Here is an 18,117-nt window from a genome sequence, read left to right on the forward strand (position 1 = left end):
TGATGGCCGTGCCCGTCGCGTTCTTCGCCGTCTTCTTCGCCTATCCCGTCACCGCGATCGTCGCGCGCGGACTGAGGACCGACGGGACCTGGCAGCTCGGGCGGATCGGGGACATACTGGCGCAGTCCGGCGTCCGGCAGGTGCTGTGGTTCACCACCTGGCAGGCCCTCGTCTCCACCGCCCTCACCCTGCTGATCGCCCTGCCCGGCGCGTACGTCTTCGCCCGCTTCGACTTCCCCGGCAAGCAGGTGCTGCGGGCCGTGGTCACCGTGCCGTTCGTGCTGCCGACGGTCGTCGTCGGTACGGCGTTCATGGCGCTCGTCGGACGCGGCGGGCTCCTCGACGAACTGTGGGGACTGCGGCTGGACACCACGGTGTGGGCGATCCTGCTCGCGCACGTCTTCTTCAACTACGCCGTCGTCGTACGCACGGTGGGCGGGCTCTGGTCCCAGCTCGACCCGCGGCAGGAGGAGGCCGCGCGGATGCTCGGCGCCTCGCGGTTCGCGGCCTGGCGGTCGGTCACCCTGCCCGCGCTCGCGCCCGCCGTGGCGGCGGCCGCGCTGATGGTCTTCCTGTTCACCTTCACCTCCTTCGGTGTGGTGCAGATCCTCGGCGGTCCCACCTTCTCCACCCTCGAAGTGGAGATCTACCGGCAGACCTCGGAGATCTTCGACCTGTCCACGGCCGCCGTCCTGACGATGATCCAGTTCGTCGCCGTGGGCGCGATCCTCGCCCTGCACGCCTGGACCGTACGGCGCCGGGAGACCGCGCTGCGGCTGGTGGACGCCTCGGTGACCGCACGCCGGCCGCGCGGCGCCGGACAGTGGGCGCTGCTGGGCTCGGTCGTCGCCACCGTCGCCGTACTGCTTCTGCTGCCGCTCGCGGTGCTGGTGGAACGGTCCTTCGGCGACGCGGGTCTCGCCTCCTACCGGACGCTCACCGAGGACGACGGGGGAGTGTTCCTCGTCGCGCCGATCGAGGCGGTCGGCAACTCACTGGAGTACGCCGTCGCCGCCACCGCCATCGCCGTGGTGATCGGCGGGCTCGCGGCCGTGGCGCTGACCCGGCGGGACGCGGGACGGCTGGTGCGCGGCTTCGACGCGCTGCTGATGCTGCCGCTCGGCGTGTCCGCGGTGACCGTCGGCTTCGGCTTCCTCATCGCCCTCGACGAGCCGCCGCTGGACCTCCGTGCCTCCTGGATCCTGGTCCCGCTCGCACAGGCGCTGGTCGGCGTCCCCTTCGTCGTACGGACGATGCTGCCGGTGCTGCGGGCCGTGGACGTACGGCTGCGCGAGGCGGCGGCGGTGCTCGGGGCGTCGCCGTGGCGGGCGTGGCGGGAGGTGGACCTGCCGCTGGTGCGGCGGGCGCTGCTGATCGCCGCCGGATTCGCGTTCGCGGTGTCGCTGGGCGAGTTCGGGGCGACGGTGTTCATCGCGCGGCCGGAGAATCCGACGCTGCCCGTCGCCGTGGCGCGGCTGCTGGGGCGGCCCGGAGACCTCAACTACGGCCAGGCGATGGCCCTGTCGACGATTCTGATGATCGTGTGCGCGGTGGCGCTGCTCGTGCTGGAGCGGCTGCGGACCGACCGGACCGGGGAGTTCTAGATGCTGCTGAGCCTTCAGGCCGCGACCGTCCGTTTCGGTGGGCGGGCGGTGCTGGACGCCGTCGACCTGGGGGTCGCCGAGCACGAGATCGTGTGCGTGCTCGGCCCCAGCGGCAGCGGCAAGTCGACGCTGCTGCGGGCGGTGGCGGGGTTGCAGCCGCTCGACTCCGGGAGGGTGTCGCTCGACGGACGGGACCAGTCGGGTGTGCCGGCGCACAAGCGCGGCGTCGGGCTGATGTTCCAGGACCACCAGCTCTTCCCGCAGCGGGACGTGGGCGGCAACGTGGCCTTCGGGCTGCGGATGCACGGCGTGTCGCGCACCGAACAGGCCGATCGGGTACGGGAGTTGCTGGACCTCGTGGGACTGCCGGACGCGGCCGGACGCGCCGTCGCCGCGCTGTCCGGCGGCGAGCAGCAGCGCGTGGCGCTCGCCCGCGCCCTCGCGCCCAGCCCCCGGCTGCTGATGCTCGACGAGCCGCTCGGGCAGCTCGACCGGTCGCTCAGGGAGCGTCTTGTCGTCGAACTGCGCGAGTTGTTCGGCCGGTTGGGCACCACGGTGCTCGCCGTGACGCACGACCAGGGTGAGGCGTTCGCGCTGGCCGACCGGGTGGTGGTGATGCGGGACGGCCGGATCGCCCAGTCCGGTACGCCGCTCGAGGTGTGGCAGCGTCCGGCCGACGCGTTCGTGGCCCGCTTCCTCGGTTTCGAGAACGTCGTCGAGGCGACGGTGGGCGACGATGCCGCGGTGACCCCCTGGGGCAAGCTCCCCGTCCCGGAAGGCGCCCCGCAGGGCACGCGCCCCCTTCTCGTCCGCCCCGCCGGTGTCCGCCTGGTTCCGGCCGGTGAGGGCCTGCGCTGCACGGTGGCCGCGCGCACCTTCCGCGGCACCCATGTCGCCGTCCACCTCCAGCCCGAGGACGCCCCCCGCCTGGAGGCGGCCTGCGCGCTCAGGGACGCGCCGGAGGCCGGGGACGAGGTCGGCGTGGAGTTCGACGCGGCGGAAATCGTCGTGCTGGGATGAGCGTGGCTGCCTAGGGTGAGCGGCATGACACCACTCACACATGACCGCTACTGCGAGGAAATCGCACACCAGGTAGGGCGGTTGCGGACGGTCGTGACGTCCGGCGCCGATCTGTCCGGCACCGTGCCCACCACGCCCGACTGGTCCCTGGAACAGCTCGTACGGCATCTCGGCGGAGCCCTGCGCTGGGTGGACGTCATGGTGCGGACCGGGGCCGAGGACGACGTCCCCGAGGACCGGGTGCCGGGGTTCGACGGGCCCGGGGCGTGGGGCGATCCCGGTGCGCTGGACGCCTGGCTGGCGGAGTCCGGCGAACTGGTCGTCGGCGCGCTGCGCGAGGCCGGGCCGGACGCGAAGGTGTGGAGCTGGGCCGGGATCCACAACGCCGGGTTCTGGGCCCGCCGCATGACGCACGAGGTGACCGTCCACCGCGCGGACGCCACCCTGGCCGCCGGGCTGCCGTACGAGGTCGCGCCCGAGATCGCCGCGGACGCGGTCGACGAGTGGCTGGAGATCGTGGAGTGGGCGCAGCGGACGCTGCCGGACGACACGGTGCACGACCTGCGTGGGCCCCGGCGCACCATCCATCTGCACGCCACCGAGACCCGGCCGGAGGTCCACTCGGAGTGGGTGATCGAGCTCGACGAGGAGGGTGTCTCCTGGCGGCGCGGCCACGAGAAGGCCACCGTCGCCCTGCGCGGCCCGCTCACCTCCGTGCTCCTCGCCTTCTACCGCCGGCTGCCGCTGGACGCCCCCGGACTCGACGTGCTCGGTGACCGGAAGCTGCTGGAGTCCTGGCTGGAGCGGGCGACGTTCGGCTGAGCGGCCGGCGACGGAAGTGGCCCGCCCCCGGGAAAGGGGGCGGGCCACCACGGTGTGCGTGAGGCGTCAGCGCTGGCTGTTCGCCCCGCGGCGGCGCATGCCGAAGAAGACCGCGCCACCGCCGACCACGACCAGGGCGGCCGCGACGCCGGCGATCAGACCGGTGTTGGAGTCGGCACCGGTCTCGGCGAGGTTCGACTCACCGGCCGGGGAGGGCGCGTTGCTCGAGGTGTCCGCCGGAGCGGTGCTCTCGCTCTCCGACGCCGACGGGGTCGGCGTGCCGGTCTCCTCGGCCGGGGTGGAGGAGGACTCCGACGGAGTCGGCTTGGGCTCCTCCTCGGCCGGGGGCTTCTCCTCCGTCTTGCAGGCCGTCGCCGGAGTGACCAGGTTCGGCTTGATGTCCTCGTCGACGTAGGGCTTCGCGTCGACGTGGACGCGGTACTCGGCGTTCGGCTTCCAGTCCTCCTCGAAGGTGATGGTGGTGCCCTCACGGGAGCCCTTGACCACCTGCTCGCCGATCTTCTTGATGTCGGCGCCGTTGTTCTGCAGGAACACGGTGATGGTGGCGGGGACGCCGGCCGGGTCCACGTCGGTGACGGTGATGACGCCCTTGTCACCGACGCACTTGGCGTCGGCCGAGAACTCGCTGATGTCGCAGGCCGCCGCGTTGCCGGCGACGCCGATCGCGAGGGCGGCGGACGCGGAGACGACACCGAGGGCGCGCACGGAGCGCGCGACGGTGCGGCGGGATACGGACAGAACTGCCACGTTTGTCCTTTACGGGAATATGCAATTGCGGGGGGTTGACGGAATGCTGATGGGTCATCAGCATTCCCATGCGGCTCCCAGGTCTATAAGCGCCGCATAAGTAGTGTCAACGCATATGCCTACAGTGGACCCGGACTTTGCCTTCTTATTAACCGCCCAGACGTTTCAAGGCCTCCGGGGCCTCCTCGATCCGGTCGACCAGGGCGATCCGGGCCTCCATGGAACGCTCCCGCGCGAGCGACCGCAGCAGCGGCCAGGCCGGCAGCCGCTCCGTCCAGTGGGCCCGGTTCACCAGCACCATGGGCGTGGGCTCGCCGCGCGACTCGTAGTAGTTCGGCGTCGCGTTGTCGAAGATCTCCTGCACGGTGCCGGCGGCGCCCGGCAGGAAGACCACGCCCGCGTTGCAGCGGGCCAGCAGCCCGTCCTCGCGGGTGGCGTTGGCGAAGTACTTCGCGATGTGCGAGGCGAAGGCGTTCGGCGGTTCGTGGCCGTAGAACCAGGTGGGGATGCCGATCGAGTGGTTGCCCTTCGGCCAGCGGGCGCGCACCTCGAAGGCGGCGCGCGCCCAGTCGGTGATCGACGGCGTGAACGAGGGCGCGGACGCGAGGAGTCCGCAGGCCTCGTCCAGCACGGCGTCGTCGTACGGGGCCGCGTAGGCGCCGAGGTTCGCCGCCTCCATCGCGCCCGGACCGCCGCCCGTCGCCACCGTGAAACCGGCGTGGGTCAGCGCCCGTCCGAGACGGGCCGCGCCCCGGAACTCCTCGGTGCCGCGGGCCATCGCGTGACCGCCCATCACGCCCACGACCCGCGCCCCGCGCAGGAGTTCGTCCAGGGCGTCGGACATGGAGTCGTCGTGGACCGCGCGCAGCATGGAGGCGAAGATGTCGCCGTCCGCCTTGGTCCGCTGGAACCAGGCGTAGGCCAGCGCGTCCGGGGTCGCCTCGTAGCCCTTGTCGAGCGAGGCGAACAGGTCGCCGGGCGTGTAGAGATGCCCCCGGTAGGGGTCGAAGGGCAGGCCCGGGACGGGCGGGAGGACCAGGGCGCCGTCGGCGCGGAGCTTCTCCGTCGCGTCCGGACGCATCCGGCAGCCGAGGAAGACGGCCCCGGTGGTGTCGGTGGTGAGCAACTCCCTTGTCCGGTCGGTCAGGTCGACGGACTGGACACGGAATCCGGAGAGCGTGCCGCGGGACGAGACGATCGCGTCGAACTCCTCGAGCGTCTCTATCTCGCGGTCCCCGTGATGGACGGCATGGGCGGGACTCGTCTGCACCCGCCCATGCTAGGCCCGTGTGCGCGTCAGCCCTGCACCGCGGCCGGGTCCATCCAGATGACCTCCCAGGTGTGGCCGTCGAGGTCGTCGAAGGCGCGGCCGTACATGAAGCCGTGGTCCTGGGTCTCGCCGGTGACCGAGCCGCCCGCCGCGACGGCCTTCTCCACCAGCTCGTCGACCTTCTCGCGGCTCTCGGCGCTCAGCGCGAGCAGCACCTCGCTGCTCTTCGTGGCGTCCACGATCTCCTTCTTGGTGAACTCCGCGTACTTCTGCTTGGTCAGCAGCATCGCGACGATCGTGTCGCTGATCACGACCGACGCGGCGGTCTCGTCGCTGAACTGCGCGTTGATCGAGTAGCCGAGCTCCGTGAAGAACTTCTTCGAGGCGTCGAGGTCGTTGACGGCCAGGTTCACGAAGATCATCTGCTGGTACATGGCGGGGTCTCTCCCATTCGGTTCCGTGGTGTTCGTGGGGGTAGACCGGGGGCCCGCGCGGAACTCATCGGTCCGTGGAGATTTTTTTCGGACCGTTTCCCTGACGGTGCCTCAGCGGGACAGCGGCCACGCCGACAGCTCGGCCACGACCAGGGTCAGCGGCCCGAACAGGGCGAGCAGCGCGCCCGCGCGGAGCACGGCGGCCCGGCGCAGCGTCCCCGTGGCCGCCCCGAGGCGCCGCAGCGCGGCGGTGGTCTCGGCGCGGGCCTGCTTGGCCTCGACGGCGGCCGTCAGCAGCGTCGCCGTCGTGCAGCCCGCCACCAGCAGCACCCCGAGCACGGCGAGCGGGCCGTCGAAGGCGTCCTCGCGGTCGTGCAGCGAGGTCATGACGTACGCGGCCGACAGCACCGCGCAGACCACGCCCAGCGGGCGTCCGATGCGCGTGGCCTCGGTCATGAGGACCCGCCCGGCCAGCAGGCGCAGCGCGCCGGGCCGTGCCGTCTGGAGCAGCCTGCCGCACAGATGGGCGAGGCCGGGACCGGCCAGGGCCAGACCGACGGCGGTCAGGACCAGACCGAGCAGCGCGGAGGGCTGTTCCCCCGGCGCGCCCCCGCCGCCCGTACGGCTCGCGAAGGCCTCGGCGGCCAGACCCACCGCCAGCACCGTGACCCCCCACGGCAGTCCGGACGGCGGCGTGAGCGGCGCGGCGGGCCGGGCGTCGGCGGGGGTGCCGGCGGAGCTGTCGGAACCGTCCGTGGCGCTGTCGGGACCGTTCGCGGCGCCGTCCGGCTCCGGTGCCGCCTCGGCCGTACGCCGGCCTCGCGCCGCCGCCCCCAGCTGCTTGCCGAACCGGCCGTACGCCCCGAACGACTCGCGCACCGCCGTACGCCGGTACGCGCCGAACCGTCTGTACGCCCGTCCCGCGCGGTCCGTCCCCGCCGCCGGCTCACGCGGCCGCAGCACCACCGCCGCGGCCGCCGACGCGCTCAGCGGTACGAGCGACAGCAGCGTCAGGGCGGCGGGCAGCGGAAGCGGCCGGCCGACGGCGAGGAAGTCCGTCGCGGCGCCGTCGAAGGGCGTGCCGGTGAGGTCGCCGCGCAGGTGGAGGAAGACCAGCAGGGCCAGCGCCGAGCCCAGCAGGCAGGACAGCGCCGTGGTGGCCGCGGAGATCGCCATCAGCCGGACGGGACCGAGACCGATCGCCGACAGACCGGGCCGGGGCCGGGTGCCCGGATCGGTGCGGGCGACCGCGACCGCGAAGTGCACCGTGGCCGCCATCGGGACCGCGCACCAGGCCAGCCGGAGCACCGAGGCGGACGGGTCGGGGTGGCTCAGCGCGTGGCCGAGGGCGCTGAGCAGCAGGAAGCCCGTGCCCGCGGACGCGGCCACGACCAGGAGACGGCGCAGCTGGACGGCGGGACGGGCGCCTCGGGTCAGACGGAGAGCGAGCACGCCGCCCGGCCTTCCGTCTCGGCCGTCCCGGGGATCGGCGGCAGATGGACGGTGCGCACGCGCCGCCCGTCGAGCAGCGACACCGTGCGGTCGGCGAGGGCCGCGGTCTGCGCGTCGTGGGTCGCGAGGACCACGGCGATGCCGTGCGAGCGGGCCGCCGTGGTGAGCGTGCGCAGCGCGTGGACGCGGTCGACGCGGTGCAGCGGGGCGGTCGGCTCGTCGGCGAACAGCACCGAGGGTGCCGGGGCGAGGGCGCGGGCGACGCACACCCGCTGCCGCTCGGCCTGCGTCAGCTCCCCGGGGTGCTTGCGGGCCCTGTCACCGATGTCGAGGCGCTCCAGCCACTCCAGGGCCGCCGTCCTGGCGCGGCGCCGGCCGGTGCCGCGCAGCATCAGCGGCAGGGCGGCGTTCTCCCAGACGTTCAGCTCGGGCACCAGCACCGGGTCCGGGTCGATCCAGCCGAAGTGGTCCCGGCGCAGCCGCTCGCGGGCGGCGGGGCGCATGGTGTGCACGGGCACGTCGTTGAACCAGATCTCGCCGCTGCGTGCGGGCAGCAGCCCCGACAGACAGCGCAGCAGTGTCGTCTTGCCGCTGCCGCGCGGGCCGCCGACGGCGAGGATCTCGCCCTCCCGGACGCCGAGCGAGACCCCGCTCAGTCCGGGTGAGCCGTCGTCGTACCGGTGGTGCAGGGCTCGCGCCCAGAGCACGTCGTTGTCCGGTGGGGCCACCATGGCGTACACCTCGGTTCGGATCGGAAATGCCGTGCGCTCTTCGGGTAAGTCCCCCGTCCGGGGGAACGAAGGCAGGGCCGATCGGTCACTGGCACGCTAGGCAGGCCACGGCGGGAGGCCGGACAGCACGCGGCCCCGGACGCCCGTTTCTCACTCGAACGGGCGACACCGGGGCTGGTGTTGATCATCCAGAAGGAAGATCGGAACCTCCAACGGCCTACAGCTTGGTCCACGCCTCCGAGAGGGTCGCGCGCAGGATCTGCTCGATCTCGTCGAAGGTCTCCTGGTCGGAGATCAGCGGCGGGGCGAGCTGGACGACCGGGTCGCCGCGGTCGTCGGCCCGGCAGTACAGGCCGTTCTCGAAGAGCTTCTTCGACAGGAAGCCGTACAGGACGCGCTCGGTCTCGTCGGCGTCGAAGGACTCCTTGGTGTTCTTGTCCTTGACCAGCTCGATGCCGTAGAAGAAGCCGTTGCCGCGGACGTCGCCGACGATCGGCAGGTCGTGCAGCTTCTCCAGGGTGGCGCGGAAGGCGCCCTCGTTGTCGAGTACGTGCTGGTTCAGGCCCTCGCGCTCGAACAGGTCGAGGTTGGCGATGCCGACCGCGGCGGAGACCGGGTGGCCGCCGAAGGTGTAGCCGTGCAGGAAGGTGTTGTCGCCCTTGTAGAAGGGCTCGGCCAGGCGGTCGGAGACGATGCACGCGCCGATGGGGGAGTAGCCCGAGGTCATGCCCTTGGCGCAGGTGATCATGTCCGGGACGTAGCCGAACTTGTCGCAGGCGAACGTCGTGCCGAGCCGACCGAAGGCGCAGATGACCTCGTCGGAGACGAGCAGCACGTCGTACTGGTCGCAGATCTCGCGCACCCGCTGGAAGTAGCCGGGCGGGGGCGGGAAGCAGCCGCCGGCGTTCTGCACGGGCTCCAGGAAGACGGCCGCGACCGTGTCGGGGCCCTCGAAGAGGATCTGCTGCTCGATCTGGTCGGCGGCCCAGCGGCCGAACGCCTCCGGGTCACCGCTGTGGATCGGCGCCCGGTAGATGTTGGTGTTCGGCACCTTGTGCGCACCCGGGACGAGCGGCTCGAACGGGGCCTTCAGCGCCGGCAGACCGGTGATGGACAGGGCGCCCTGCGGGGTGCCGTGGTAGGCCACCGCGCGGGATATCACCTTGTACTTCGTCGGCTTGCCGGTCAGCTTGAAGTACTGCTTGGCGAGCTTCCAGGCGGTCTCCACCGCCTCGCCGCCGCCGGTGGTGAAGAAGACCTTGTTGAGGTCGCCCGGCGCCTCGTGCGCGAGCCGCTCCGCCAGCTCCACGGCCTTGGGGTGGGCGTAGGACCACACCGGGAAGAAGGCCAGCTCCTGGGCCTGCTTGGAGGCGGTCTCCGCGAGCTCCTGACGGCCGTGGCCCGCCTGCACCACGAACAGGCCGGCGAGGCCGTCGAGGTAGCGCTTGCCCTTGTCGTCGTAGATGTGGGTGCCCTTGCCCCGGACGATGGTGGGGACGGGGGAGTTCTCGTACGAGGACATGCGGGTGAAGTGCATCCACAGGTGGTCGTACGCGGACTTGCTGAGGTCCTCGGTGCGGTCGGTGCTCACGGTTATCGGGTTCCCCACATGTAGGTCTGCTTCTTGAGCTTGAGGTAGACGAAACTCTCGGTGGAGCGCACTCCGGGCACGGCCCGGATGCGTCGGTTGATGACCTCCAGCAGGTGGTCGTCGTCCTCGCAGACGATCTCGACCATCAGGTCGAAGGAGCCCGCGGTCATCACCACGTACTCGCACTCGTCCATGGCGGTCAGCGCGTCGGCCACGGCCTCCACGTCGCCCTCGACGTTGACGCCGACCATCGCCTGGCGGCGGAAGCCCACGGTGAGCGGGTCCGTGACGGCGACGATCTGCATCACGCCCTGGTCGAGGAGCTTCTGGACGCGCTGGCGCACGGCCGCCTCCGACAGGCCCACGGCCTTGCCGATGGCGGCGTACGGCCGGCGGCCGTCCTCCTGGAGCTGCTCGATGATGGCGAGGGAGACGGCGTCCAACTGGGGACCGCCGCCGTTCTTGGACTCGCGGGAGTCCCTCGGGTCTGCGCTTCGACTGGCCACGGGGCCACTGTGCACGACGTATCGACAGTTTTGCAAGGCTCGATCGATGAAATTCGTTGTCTGCGGTGTCCGAGCTTGCGGATTTCGCAGGAGTAGGGCGGGTGGGGGTGTTGAAAACGTCAGCCATCGGTTTAGGGTGGGTGTCTCAGAGGTTGGACACTCGACATTTCTCGATACTCCAGACACCTCGGACACCCACGAGGAACACCAGGAGGGCCTGCAGTGAGCACCGAGCTGCGTCGTCTGCGCAACTACATCGGCGGTGAGTTCCGGGACGCCGCCGACGGCCGGACCACCGAGGTGGTCAACCCCGCGACGGGCGAGGCGTACGCGACCGCTCCGCTGTCCGGGCAGGCGGATGTGGACGCCGCGATGGCGGCCGCCGCCGAGGCGTTCCCCGGCTGGCGCGACACCACCCCGGCCGAGCGCCAGAAGGCCCTGCTGAAGATCGCGGACGCCTTCGAGGAGCGCGCCGAGGAACTCATCGCGGCCGAGGTGGAGAACACGGGCAAGCCCGTCGGGCTGACCCGCACCGAGGAGATCCCGCCGATGGTGGACCAGATCCGTTTCTTCGCGGGCGCGGCGCGGATGCTCGAGGGCCGGTCGGCCGGTGAGTACATGGAGGGCCTGACCTCCATCGTGCGCCGTGAGCCGGTCGGCGTCTGCGCGCAGGTCGCGCCCTGGAACTACCCGATGATGATGGCCGTGTGGAAGTTCGCCCCGGCGATCGCCGCGGGCAACACGGTCGTCCTCAAGCCCTCGGACACCACCCCGGCCTCCACGGTCCTGATCGCCGAGATCCTCGGCTCGATCCTTCCCAAGGGCGTCTTCAACGTCATCTGCGGCGACCGCGACACCGGCCGCCTGATGGTCGAGCACCCCACCCCGGCGATGGCGTCCATCACCGGGTCGGTGCGCGCCGGCATGTCGGTCGCCGAGTCCGCGGCCAAGGACGTCAAGCGGGTCCACCTGGAGCTGGGCGGCAAGGCCCCGGTCGTGGTCTTCGAGGACACCGACATCGCCAAGGCGGTCGAGGACATCTCGGTCGCGGGCTTCTTCAACGCCGGCCAGGACTGCACGGCCGCCACGCGCGTCCTCGTCCACGAGTCGATCCACGACGAGTTCGTCTCCGCGCTCGCCAAGGCCGCCGCCGACACCAAGACCGGCATGCCCGACGACGAGGACGTCCTGTTCGGTCCGCTCAACAACCCCAACCAGCTCAAGCAGGTCGAGGGCTTCATCGAGCGGCTGCCCGCGCACGCGCGCGTGGAGGCCGGCGGCAAGCGCGTCGGCGAGCAGGGCTTCTTCTACGCCCCGACCGTCGTCTCCGGCCTGAACCAGGACGACGAGATCATCCAGAAGGAGGTCTTCGGCCCGGTCATCACCGTCCAGCGCTTCACCGACGAGGACCAGGCCGTCGAGTACGCCAACGGCGTCGAGTACGCGCTGGCCTCCTCGGTGTGGACCAAGGACCACTCCCGCGCGATGCGCATGTCCAAGAAGCTGGACTTCGGCTGTGTGTGGATCAACACGCACATCCCGCTGGTCGCGGAGATGCCGCACGGCGGCTTCAAGAAGTCGGGCTACGGCAAGGACCTCTCGGCGTACGGCTTCGACGACTACACGCGCGTCAAGCACGTGATGACGTCCCTCGACGGATAGGCGCCGAAGCGTCGGCCCCGGACGGTGCGGCACCGTCCGGGGCCGACGTGTCTCCAGGGGCGGACCCCGTTTTTGAACATGTTCAACTCTCGGCGTACGCTGCTGCCATGAGCGACAGAGCCGCCCTGCTCAAGGGCATTCGCGCCTGGCTGGTCTTCTTCGTCGTCTGCCTGGTGCTCAGCGGCGCCACGGCCTTCCCGCTGGTGCACGAACTGCGCTGGACCGAGGACCTGCTCCGGTCCCTGTCCGCGCCGGAGCACCTCCCCGCCCTCATGGACTGGATCGAGCGCGTACGCCAGGGGCTCGACACCGCCGACGCCGAGTACCCCTTCCTCCTCTACGGCACCGACTGGCTCGCCTTCGCGCACCTCGTGATCGCCGTCGCCTTCTACGGCCCCTACCGCGACCCCGTCCGCAACATCTGGGTCATCGAGTTCGGCATGATCGCCTGTGCCGGCATCATCCCGCTCGCGCTGATCTGCGGCCCGGTCCGCGGCATCCCCTTCTGGTGGAGCGTCATCGACATGGCGTTCGGCGTGTTCGGCGTGATCCCGCTGTACGTCGTACGCGAGAAGATCAAGCGGCTGGAGGCGCTCACGCCGAACGCGGCGCCGGCACCCGTTGCTTGAGGGCGGCCGCCTCGATGCGCTTGGCGACCGGGTTCGGTGTCGTGTCCTTCGCGTCGGTGTCGGAGAGCGAGTACACGAGGGTGAAACTCAGGTCCTCGGTCGCGGCGATCGCCGTGCTGTAGCCGGGGCGGGCACCGCTCTTGAGCCAGTAGGTCGTTCCCTGGTGCTCGTAACGCTGCAGGCCCGCGCTGTAGGAGGCGCCCGTGATACCCGTCGGGACCGTGAACATCTCCTGCAGCTGCGGCTCGGGCACGATCCGTCCGCTGAAGAGGGCCGTGACGAGCCGTTCCAGGTCGGCGGTGGTCGAGATCATGTCCCCGGCCGCCCAGCGGTCGGCCACGTTCCACTCGGTGACGTCGACGAGCCGGGTCGTCCCGTCCGGCTGGGAAACCGCCTGGTAGCCGTGGTTGTGCGGTCCGCGGATGCGGGGGTCGGTGCCGGGGAAGTACGTGTGCCACATCTTGGCGGGGCGCAGCACGAGCCGCGCCACCCCGGAGGCGTACGGCCGCCCGGTCACCTTCTCGATCAGCATGCCGAGGATCGTGTAGTTGATGTTGAGGTACTGCTGCTGCTCACCGGCGTCGAACGCCGGTCCCTTGGCGACCGCGGACTTCACGACCCGCCGCGGGGTGAGCGTGTCGTAGCGGTGTGCGTACTGCTCCTCGAAGGTGTTCCCCCAACTGACGCCCGGCTGGATGCCGCTGGTGTGGTTCAGCAGGTTCCGTACGGTGACGGGCGTGGTGAACTCGGGGCCGAGCAACCCGGGGAGGTAGCGCTCGACCGACGCGTCGAGGTCGACCTCGCCCTGTGCCGCCAGCCGGAGGACGGCGGCGGCCGTCACCACCTTGGTCGTCGAGCCGGCCCTGAACCGCGCGTCCGGGTCGGCCGCCCGGCCGCTCACCAGGTCCCGCACCCCCGAACTGCCGTGCCAGGCGCCCTCGGTGCCGCCCAGCCGGACGAGCGCGGCCGTGGTGCTCTTGTCGGGCAGCCCTTCGATCGCCTCGCACAACGCCTGGTGGGACGGTGCGGTACCGCACACGGGCGCCGACGGGGCGGGTGAGGCGAACGCGGGCGCGGCGAGCGGGCCCGCGCCCAGGGCGAGGACGAGGGAGGCGGCGAGAAGGGTGGTGCGACGGCGGGGGCGCATCGGCTGCTCCTCGGGGGAGTTCGGCGGAAGGACGTGATCATCCTCCGGCCGTGCGGGTCACCTCCGGATCGTCGTCGGGGAGGGCGCCCGCCCTGGTGCGCCCCCGATCAACTTCCCTGGACGGACAGGGAAGTTGTCAGGGGTTGCCCCTAAGGTGCCCGCCGCCCCGGCCGGCCCCCGGTGTCACGCAGCGCGCACAGGACGTCGATGCGGTTGGTGGTGATCGAGTCGACGCCCAGGGCCAGCAGGCGGCGCATGGAGCGACGGGTGTCCGGGGTCCAGACGGAGAGCAGGTAGCCCGCGTGGTGGACACGGTCCGCCAGGGCGCGGTCGACCAGGCTGAAGCGGTAGTTCAGCCAACGCGGCCGGATCGCCTCCAGCAGACCGGCGCGGGCCGGTGCCAGGGTCGTGCGCGTGAGCGCGATCTCGGCGGACGGGTCCGCCGCCCGTACGGCGAGCATGGCGGGGGCGCCGGCGCAGTAGTAGACGCGGTCCTGGGCGTCCCGCTCGCGCACGGCGTCCACGACCCGGCGCACCGCGCGGACGTCCGGCGTGCTGGGCAGGTCGATCATCACCCGGCCGCCGTCCGTCGCCGCCAGCGCGTCGGAGAGCGTGGGCACCCCGTCGTCCGTGACCCCGCGCACCTCCTCCCACGACAGCGACAGCAACGGACGGTCGTGCTCCCAGAGCCGCTTCAGCGTGTCGTCGTGCAGCAGCACCGGGACGCCGTCCCGGGTGAGGCGTACGTCGATCTCGACCGCGTCCGCGCCCCGGTGGAGCGCGGACCGCAGCGAGGCGAGGGTGTTCTCGCGGACACGGTAGGGGTCGCCGCGGTGGGCCACGGCGGTCACGTTCTGCATGGCGGCCCTTCGCGGGTGGTCAGGAGGCGAGCCAGGACGAGGTGTAGGCGTCGATCTCGGCGGCCAGCCGCGCCTTGCCGGCCGGGTCCATGAACGACGCCTCGACCGCGTTCTTCGCCAGGCCGGCCAGTCCCCGCTCGTCGAGCTCCAGCAGCCGCGCGGCGACCGCGTACTCGTTGTTCAGGTCGGTGCCGAACATCGGCGGGTCGTCGGAGTTGATCGTCACCAGGACACCGGCCCGGGTGAACTCCTTTATGGGGTGCTCGTCGAGCGTGGCCACCGCGCGGGTGGCGATGTTGGAGGTGGGGCACACCTCCAGCGGGATGCGCCGCTCGGCCAGGTGCTGGAGCAGTTTGGGGTCGCGGGCCGAGCTGGTGCCGTGCCCGATGCGCTCGGCGCCCAGTTCGTTCAGCGCGTCCCACACCGTCTCCGGTCCGGTGGTCTCGCCGGCGTGCGGCACGGAGTGCAGCCCGGCGGCGATCGCGCGGTCGAAGTACGGCTTGAACTGCGGGCGGGGCACGCCGATCTCGGGTCCGCCGAGACCGAAGGAGACCAGGCCCTCCGGGCGCAGCCGGTCGTCGGTGGCGAGCCGCGTGGTCTCCTCGGCGGACTCCAGTCCGGCCTCGCCGGGGATGTCGAAGCACCAGCGCAGCACGGTCCCGAGCTCGGTCTCGGCCGCCTTGCGGGCGTCCTCGATGGCGTCCATGAAGGCACGTTCGTCGATGCCGCGCCGGGTGGAGGAGAACGGGGTGATGGTCAGCTCGGCGTACCGCACCTGTTGCCGGGCCAGTTCGCGCGCCACCTCGTAGGTCAGCAGCCGTACGTCCTCGGGGGTGCGGATGAGGTCGACGACGGACAGGTACACCTCGATGAAGTGGGCGAAGTCCGTGAAGGTGAAGTAGTCGGCCAGGGCCTCGGGGTCGGTGGGGACCTTGGAGTCGGGGTGGCGGGCGGCCAGCTCCGAGACGATGCGGGGGGAGGCGGACCCGACGTGGTGCACGTGCAGTTCGGCCTTGGGCAGCCCGGCGATGAAGGCGTGCAGGTCGCGTGGGACGCGCGGCTCGACGAGACGGTCGGTCAAGGTTCCTCCCCGGAACGGCGCCCCGGGCCGCACGGGCGGCGGGACGCGGATGATCGGCTGATCGGTGACTCGGGATCATCGTAGGTGGTCGCCGGAGGGGGTGCGGGGCGGTGCGGGGCGGCGGAGCCGTAGCATGGCCGGACGATCGAGGGCCAGGGGGGAACTCCAGATGACGGACGCGACGCAGCCGGGCGGGGACACGGGAGCAGGCGACCCCTGGGCGGCCCCGGAGAACAGGACCTCACCGGACAAGGACCGCACGTCCGGCGCCGGCCGGCCGCCGCAGGCACCGGGCACGCCGACCGTCGCCGACGGACTGTCCGCGCCGCAGCCGCCCTCCGTGCACGACCAGCCCACCGTCGCCGGGATGCCGGGCGCGGGCTTCGTCCCGCCCGCCGGGGGCATGCCCCCGGGCGGCACCACGCCGTTCGCCCCCCAGGGCTCCGCGCTGCCTCCGCCGCCCGTCGCGCCCACCGGCCCCGGCGCACCCGGCGGCTACGGATACCCCGGCTACCCGCCGGGCTACGGCTGGCCCGGCATGCCGATGCAGCGGCAGAACGGCATGGGCGTCGCGGCCATGGTGCTCGGCATCCTGGCCTGCTGCCTGTTCTGCCTGTACGGCGTGGTCTCCGTCGTCCTCGGCATCCTCGCCGTCGTCTTCGGCATCAAGGGCCGGCAGAAGGCCGAGCAGGGCCTGGCGGACAACCACGGGCAGGCCCAGGCCGGCCTGATCACGGGCATCATCGGCCTCGTCCTCGGCATCGCCGTGATCGTCCTGATAGCGATCGGCGTCGTGGCCGCCATCAACAGCGAGGAGGACGGCTGGGAGGACGAGGATTACTACGGCGCCCACCGCCCGGCCGCCACCGCCACCGCCCCCGCCTTCCGCTGACCGCGTCCGTCGTCAGGGACCGACGGCCCCGAGCCCGCTGTACGGGGCTCGGGGCCGTCGGCCTTCTCCGGATGGGTCAGAGCGCGAGGCCCGTCAGGACCATCACGCGCTCGTAGGTGTAGTCGTCCATCGCGAACCGCACGCCCTCGCGGCCCACACCGGACTGCTTGGCGCCGCCGTACGGCATCTGGTCGGCGCGGTAGGAGGGCACGTCGCCGATGACCACACCGCCGACCTCCAGCGCCCGGTGGGCCCGGAAGGCGGTCTGCAGGTCGTGCGTGAACACGCCCGCCTGGAGGCCGTACTTGGAGTCGTTGACGGCGGCGAAGGCCGCGGCCTCGCCGTCCACCTTCTGCACGGTCAGCACCGGTCCGAAGACCTCCTCGCGGGAGATCGTCACGTCGGCCGGTACGTCGGTGAGCACGGTCGGCGCGTAGGAGGCGCCGTCGCGCTTGCCGCCGGTGAGGAGCTTCGCACCCGCGGCGGTGGCCTCGTCGACCCAGGACTCCACGCGCTGCGCCGCGGCCTCGCTGACCAGCGGGCCGACGTCCGTCGCGTCGTCGTTCGGGTCACCGGTGACCTGCGCCTCGACGGCGGCGACGATGCGCGGCAGCAGACGGTCGTACACGGAGGCGTCGGCGATCACGCGCTGCACGGAGATGCAGGACTGGCCGCCCTGGTAGTTGGAGAAGGTCGCGATGCGCTGCGCGGCCCGGTCCAGGTCCTCGTCGCTCGCGAAGTCGGCGAGGACGACGGCCGCGCCGTTGCCGCCCAGCTCCAGGGTGCAGTGCTTGCGCGGCACCGAGTCCATGATCGCGTAACCGACCGTCTCCGAGCCGGTGAAGGAGATCACCGGCAGCCGCTCGTCCTGGACCAGGGCGGGCATGCGGTCGTTGGGGACCGGGAGGATGCTCCAGGAACCGGCGGGCAGCTCGGTCTCCGCGAGCAGCTCACCGAGGATCAGACCGGAGAGGGGCGTGGCGGGCGCGGGCTTGAGGATGATGGGCGCGCCCGCGGCGATCGCGGGGGCGATCTTGTGGGCGCACAGGTTCAGCGGGAAGTTGAACGGCGCGATGCCGAGGACGACGCCCTTGGGGAAGCGGCGGGTGAAGGCGAGCCGGCCCTGGCCGCCGGCGTCGGTGTCCAGGCGCTGGGCCTCGCCGCCGTTGAAGCGGCGGGCCTCCTCGGCGGCGAAACGGAACACGGAGACCGCGCGGCCGACCTCGCCGCGGGCCCACTTGACCGGCTTGCCGTTCTCGGCGGAGATCAGGCGGGCGATCTCCTCGGTGCGCTCGGCGAGGCGGCGGCTGACGTGGTCGAGGGCGGCGGCGCGGACGTGGGCGGGGGTGGCGGCGAAGTCCTCGCGGACGGCGTACGCGGCGGAGACGGCCTCTTCGACCTGGGCGTCGGTCGGGACGCTCACCGTGCCGACGGTGTGGCCGTCCCAGGGGGAGGTGACGTCGAAGGTGGTCTCGCCGGTGGCCTGGCGGCCGGCGAGCCAGAAGGCGGTGGTGGAAGTCATGTGCGGGTTCCGGCCCTTCCGCGTTGGGGTGTGTGTGGGTGGGTTGCTGGGTCCACGGTAGGGCGGAGGGCGGGGGGTGGAGTTTGGCCGAGTCGTAGTGGTGGGGGCGTGGGGATTCTACGGTTT

General features: G+C 71.8%; 17 protein-coding genes. 6 read left to right on the top strand and 11 right to left on the bottom strand.

Annotated elements, in window-relative coordinates:
- Positions 1–2: 2 nt before the first annotated feature.
- From KUM38_RS09655 to KUM38_RS09665, 3 genes are read left to right on the top strand one after another with little or no spacing between them, the layout of a single operon-like run.
- Entirely contained in the window at positions 3–1,604 is a 1,602-nt protein-coding gene (locus KUM38_RS09655; RefSeq protein WP_254396938.1) for an iron ABC transporter permease, read from the top strand.
- On the top strand, positions 1,605–2,624 hold the full coding sequence (locus KUM38_RS09660) for an ABC transporter ATP-binding protein (RefSeq protein WP_217128883.1): 1,020 nt from the start codon (positions 1,605–1,607) through the stop codon (positions 2,622–2,624).
- Positions 2,625–2,648: 24 nt separating this feature from the next.
- Positions 2,649–3,446 carry a maleylpyruvate isomerase family mycothiol-dependent enzyme gene (locus tag KUM38_RS09665; RefSeq protein WP_217128884.1) on the top strand — a complete coding sequence of 266 codons (798 nt, stop codon included), beginning with the start codon at positions 2,649–2,651 and terminating at the stop codon, positions 3,444–3,446.
- 66 nt (positions 3,447–3,512) lie between these two features.
- On the opposite strand, the gene KUM38_RS09670 is transcribed toward KUM38_RS09665, so the two are convergent.
- From KUM38_RS09670 to KUM38_RS09700, 7 genes are all read right to left on the bottom strand, one after another.
- On the bottom strand, positions 3,513–4,214 hold the full coding sequence (locus tag KUM38_RS09670; protein ID WP_217128885.1) for an LAETG motif-containing sortase-dependent surface protein: 702 nt from the start codon (positions 4,212–4,214) through the stop codon (positions 3,513–3,515).
- Positions 4,215–4,362: 148 nt separating this feature from the next.
- Positions 4,363–5,484, bottom strand: a complete 1,122-nt coding sequence (locus KUM38_RS09675) for an LOG family protein (protein ID WP_217128886.1) — start codon at positions 5,482–5,484, stop codon at positions 4,363–4,365.
- Positions 5,485–5,510: 26 nt separating this feature from the next.
- Positions 5,511–5,918, bottom strand: a complete 408-nt coding sequence (locus KUM38_RS09680) for a VOC family protein (protein ID WP_217128887.1) — start codon at positions 5,916–5,918, stop codon at positions 5,511–5,513.
- Positions 5,919–6,029: 111 nt separating this feature from the next.
- Positions 6,030–7,370: a hypothetical protein gene (locus KUM38_RS09685; RefSeq protein WP_217128888.1), complete on the bottom strand. Its 1,341-nt coding sequence runs from the start codon at positions 7,368–7,370 to the stop codon at positions 6,030–6,032.
- Complete coding sequence (locus tag KUM38_RS09690) at positions 7,352–8,101, bottom strand: ABC transporter ATP-binding protein (RefSeq protein ID WP_217128889.1); 750 nt, start codon at positions 8,099–8,101, stop codon at positions 7,352–7,354. The genes KUM38_RS09685 and KUM38_RS09690 overlap by 19 nt, the downstream gene beginning before the upstream one ends.
- 217 nt (positions 8,102–8,318) lie before the next feature.
- A complete protein-coding gene (locus KUM38_RS09695; RefSeq protein ID WP_217128890.1) occupies positions 8,319–9,692 on the bottom strand; it encodes an aspartate aminotransferase family protein in 1,374 nt (457 codons plus the stop codon).
- Positions 9,693–9,694: 2 nt separating this feature from the next.
- Positions 9,695–10,213: an Lrp/AsnC family transcriptional regulator gene (locus KUM38_RS09700; RefSeq protein WP_217128891.1), complete on the bottom strand. Its 519-nt coding sequence runs from the start codon at positions 10,211–10,213 to the stop codon at positions 9,695–9,697.
- 207 nt (positions 10,214–10,420) lie between these two features.
- Here KUM38_RS09700 and KUM38_RS09705 point away from each other — a divergent pair, with 207 nt between their 5' ends.
- Positions 10,421–11,860, top strand: a complete 1,440-nt coding sequence (locus KUM38_RS09705; RefSeq protein ID WP_217128892.1) for a gamma-aminobutyraldehyde dehydrogenase — start codon at positions 10,421–10,423, stop codon at positions 11,858–11,860.
- A gap of 107 nt (positions 11,861–11,967) precedes the next feature.
- Entirely contained in the window at positions 11,968–12,489 is a 522-nt protein-coding gene (locus KUM38_RS09710) for a hypothetical protein (RefSeq protein WP_217128893.1), read from the top strand.
- Here the strand turns inward: KUM38_RS09710 and KUM38_RS09715 are convergent.
- The 3 genes from KUM38_RS09715 to KUM38_RS09725 form a co-directional block, all read right to left on the bottom strand.
- Positions 12,455–13,636, bottom strand: coding sequence for a serine hydrolase (locus KUM38_RS09715; protein WP_217128894.1), 1,182 nt, complete (start codon positions 13,634–13,636; stop codon positions 12,455–12,457). The two genes, KUM38_RS09710 and KUM38_RS09715, sit on opposite strands and share 35 nt — an antisense overlap.
- 149 nt (positions 13,637–13,785) lie before the next feature.
- Positions 13,786–14,496, bottom strand: coding sequence for a glycerophosphodiester phosphodiesterase (locus KUM38_RS09720; RefSeq protein ID WP_217128895.1), 711 nt, complete (start codon positions 14,494–14,496; stop codon positions 13,786–13,788).
- 19 nt (positions 14,497–14,515) lie between these two features.
- Complete coding sequence (locus KUM38_RS09725; RefSeq protein ID WP_217128900.1) at positions 14,516–15,631, bottom strand: adenosine deaminase; 1,116 nt, start codon at positions 15,629–15,631, stop codon at positions 14,516–14,518.
- Between the two features lie 115 nt (positions 15,632–15,746).
- Here KUM38_RS09725 and KUM38_RS09730 point away from each other — a divergent pair, with 115 nt between their 5' ends.
- Positions 15,747–16,469: a DUF4190 domain-containing protein gene (locus KUM38_RS09730; RefSeq protein WP_217128896.1), complete on the top strand. Its 723-nt coding sequence runs from the start codon at positions 15,747–15,749 to the stop codon at positions 16,467–16,469.
- A 76-nt stretch (positions 16,470–16,545) separates the two neighbouring features.
- Here the strand turns inward: KUM38_RS09730 and KUM38_RS09735 are convergent, their stop codons facing one another.
- Entirely contained in the window at positions 16,546–17,991 is a 1,446-nt protein-coding gene (locus tag KUM38_RS09735) for an aldehyde dehydrogenase family protein (protein ID WP_217128897.1), read from the bottom strand.
- Positions 17,992–18,117 lie beyond the last annotated feature (126 nt).

Source organism: Streptomyces sp. AC558_RSS880, assembly GCF_019049255.1.
GTDB lineage: Bacteria > Actinomycetota > Actinomycetes > Streptomycetales > Streptomycetaceae > Streptomyces.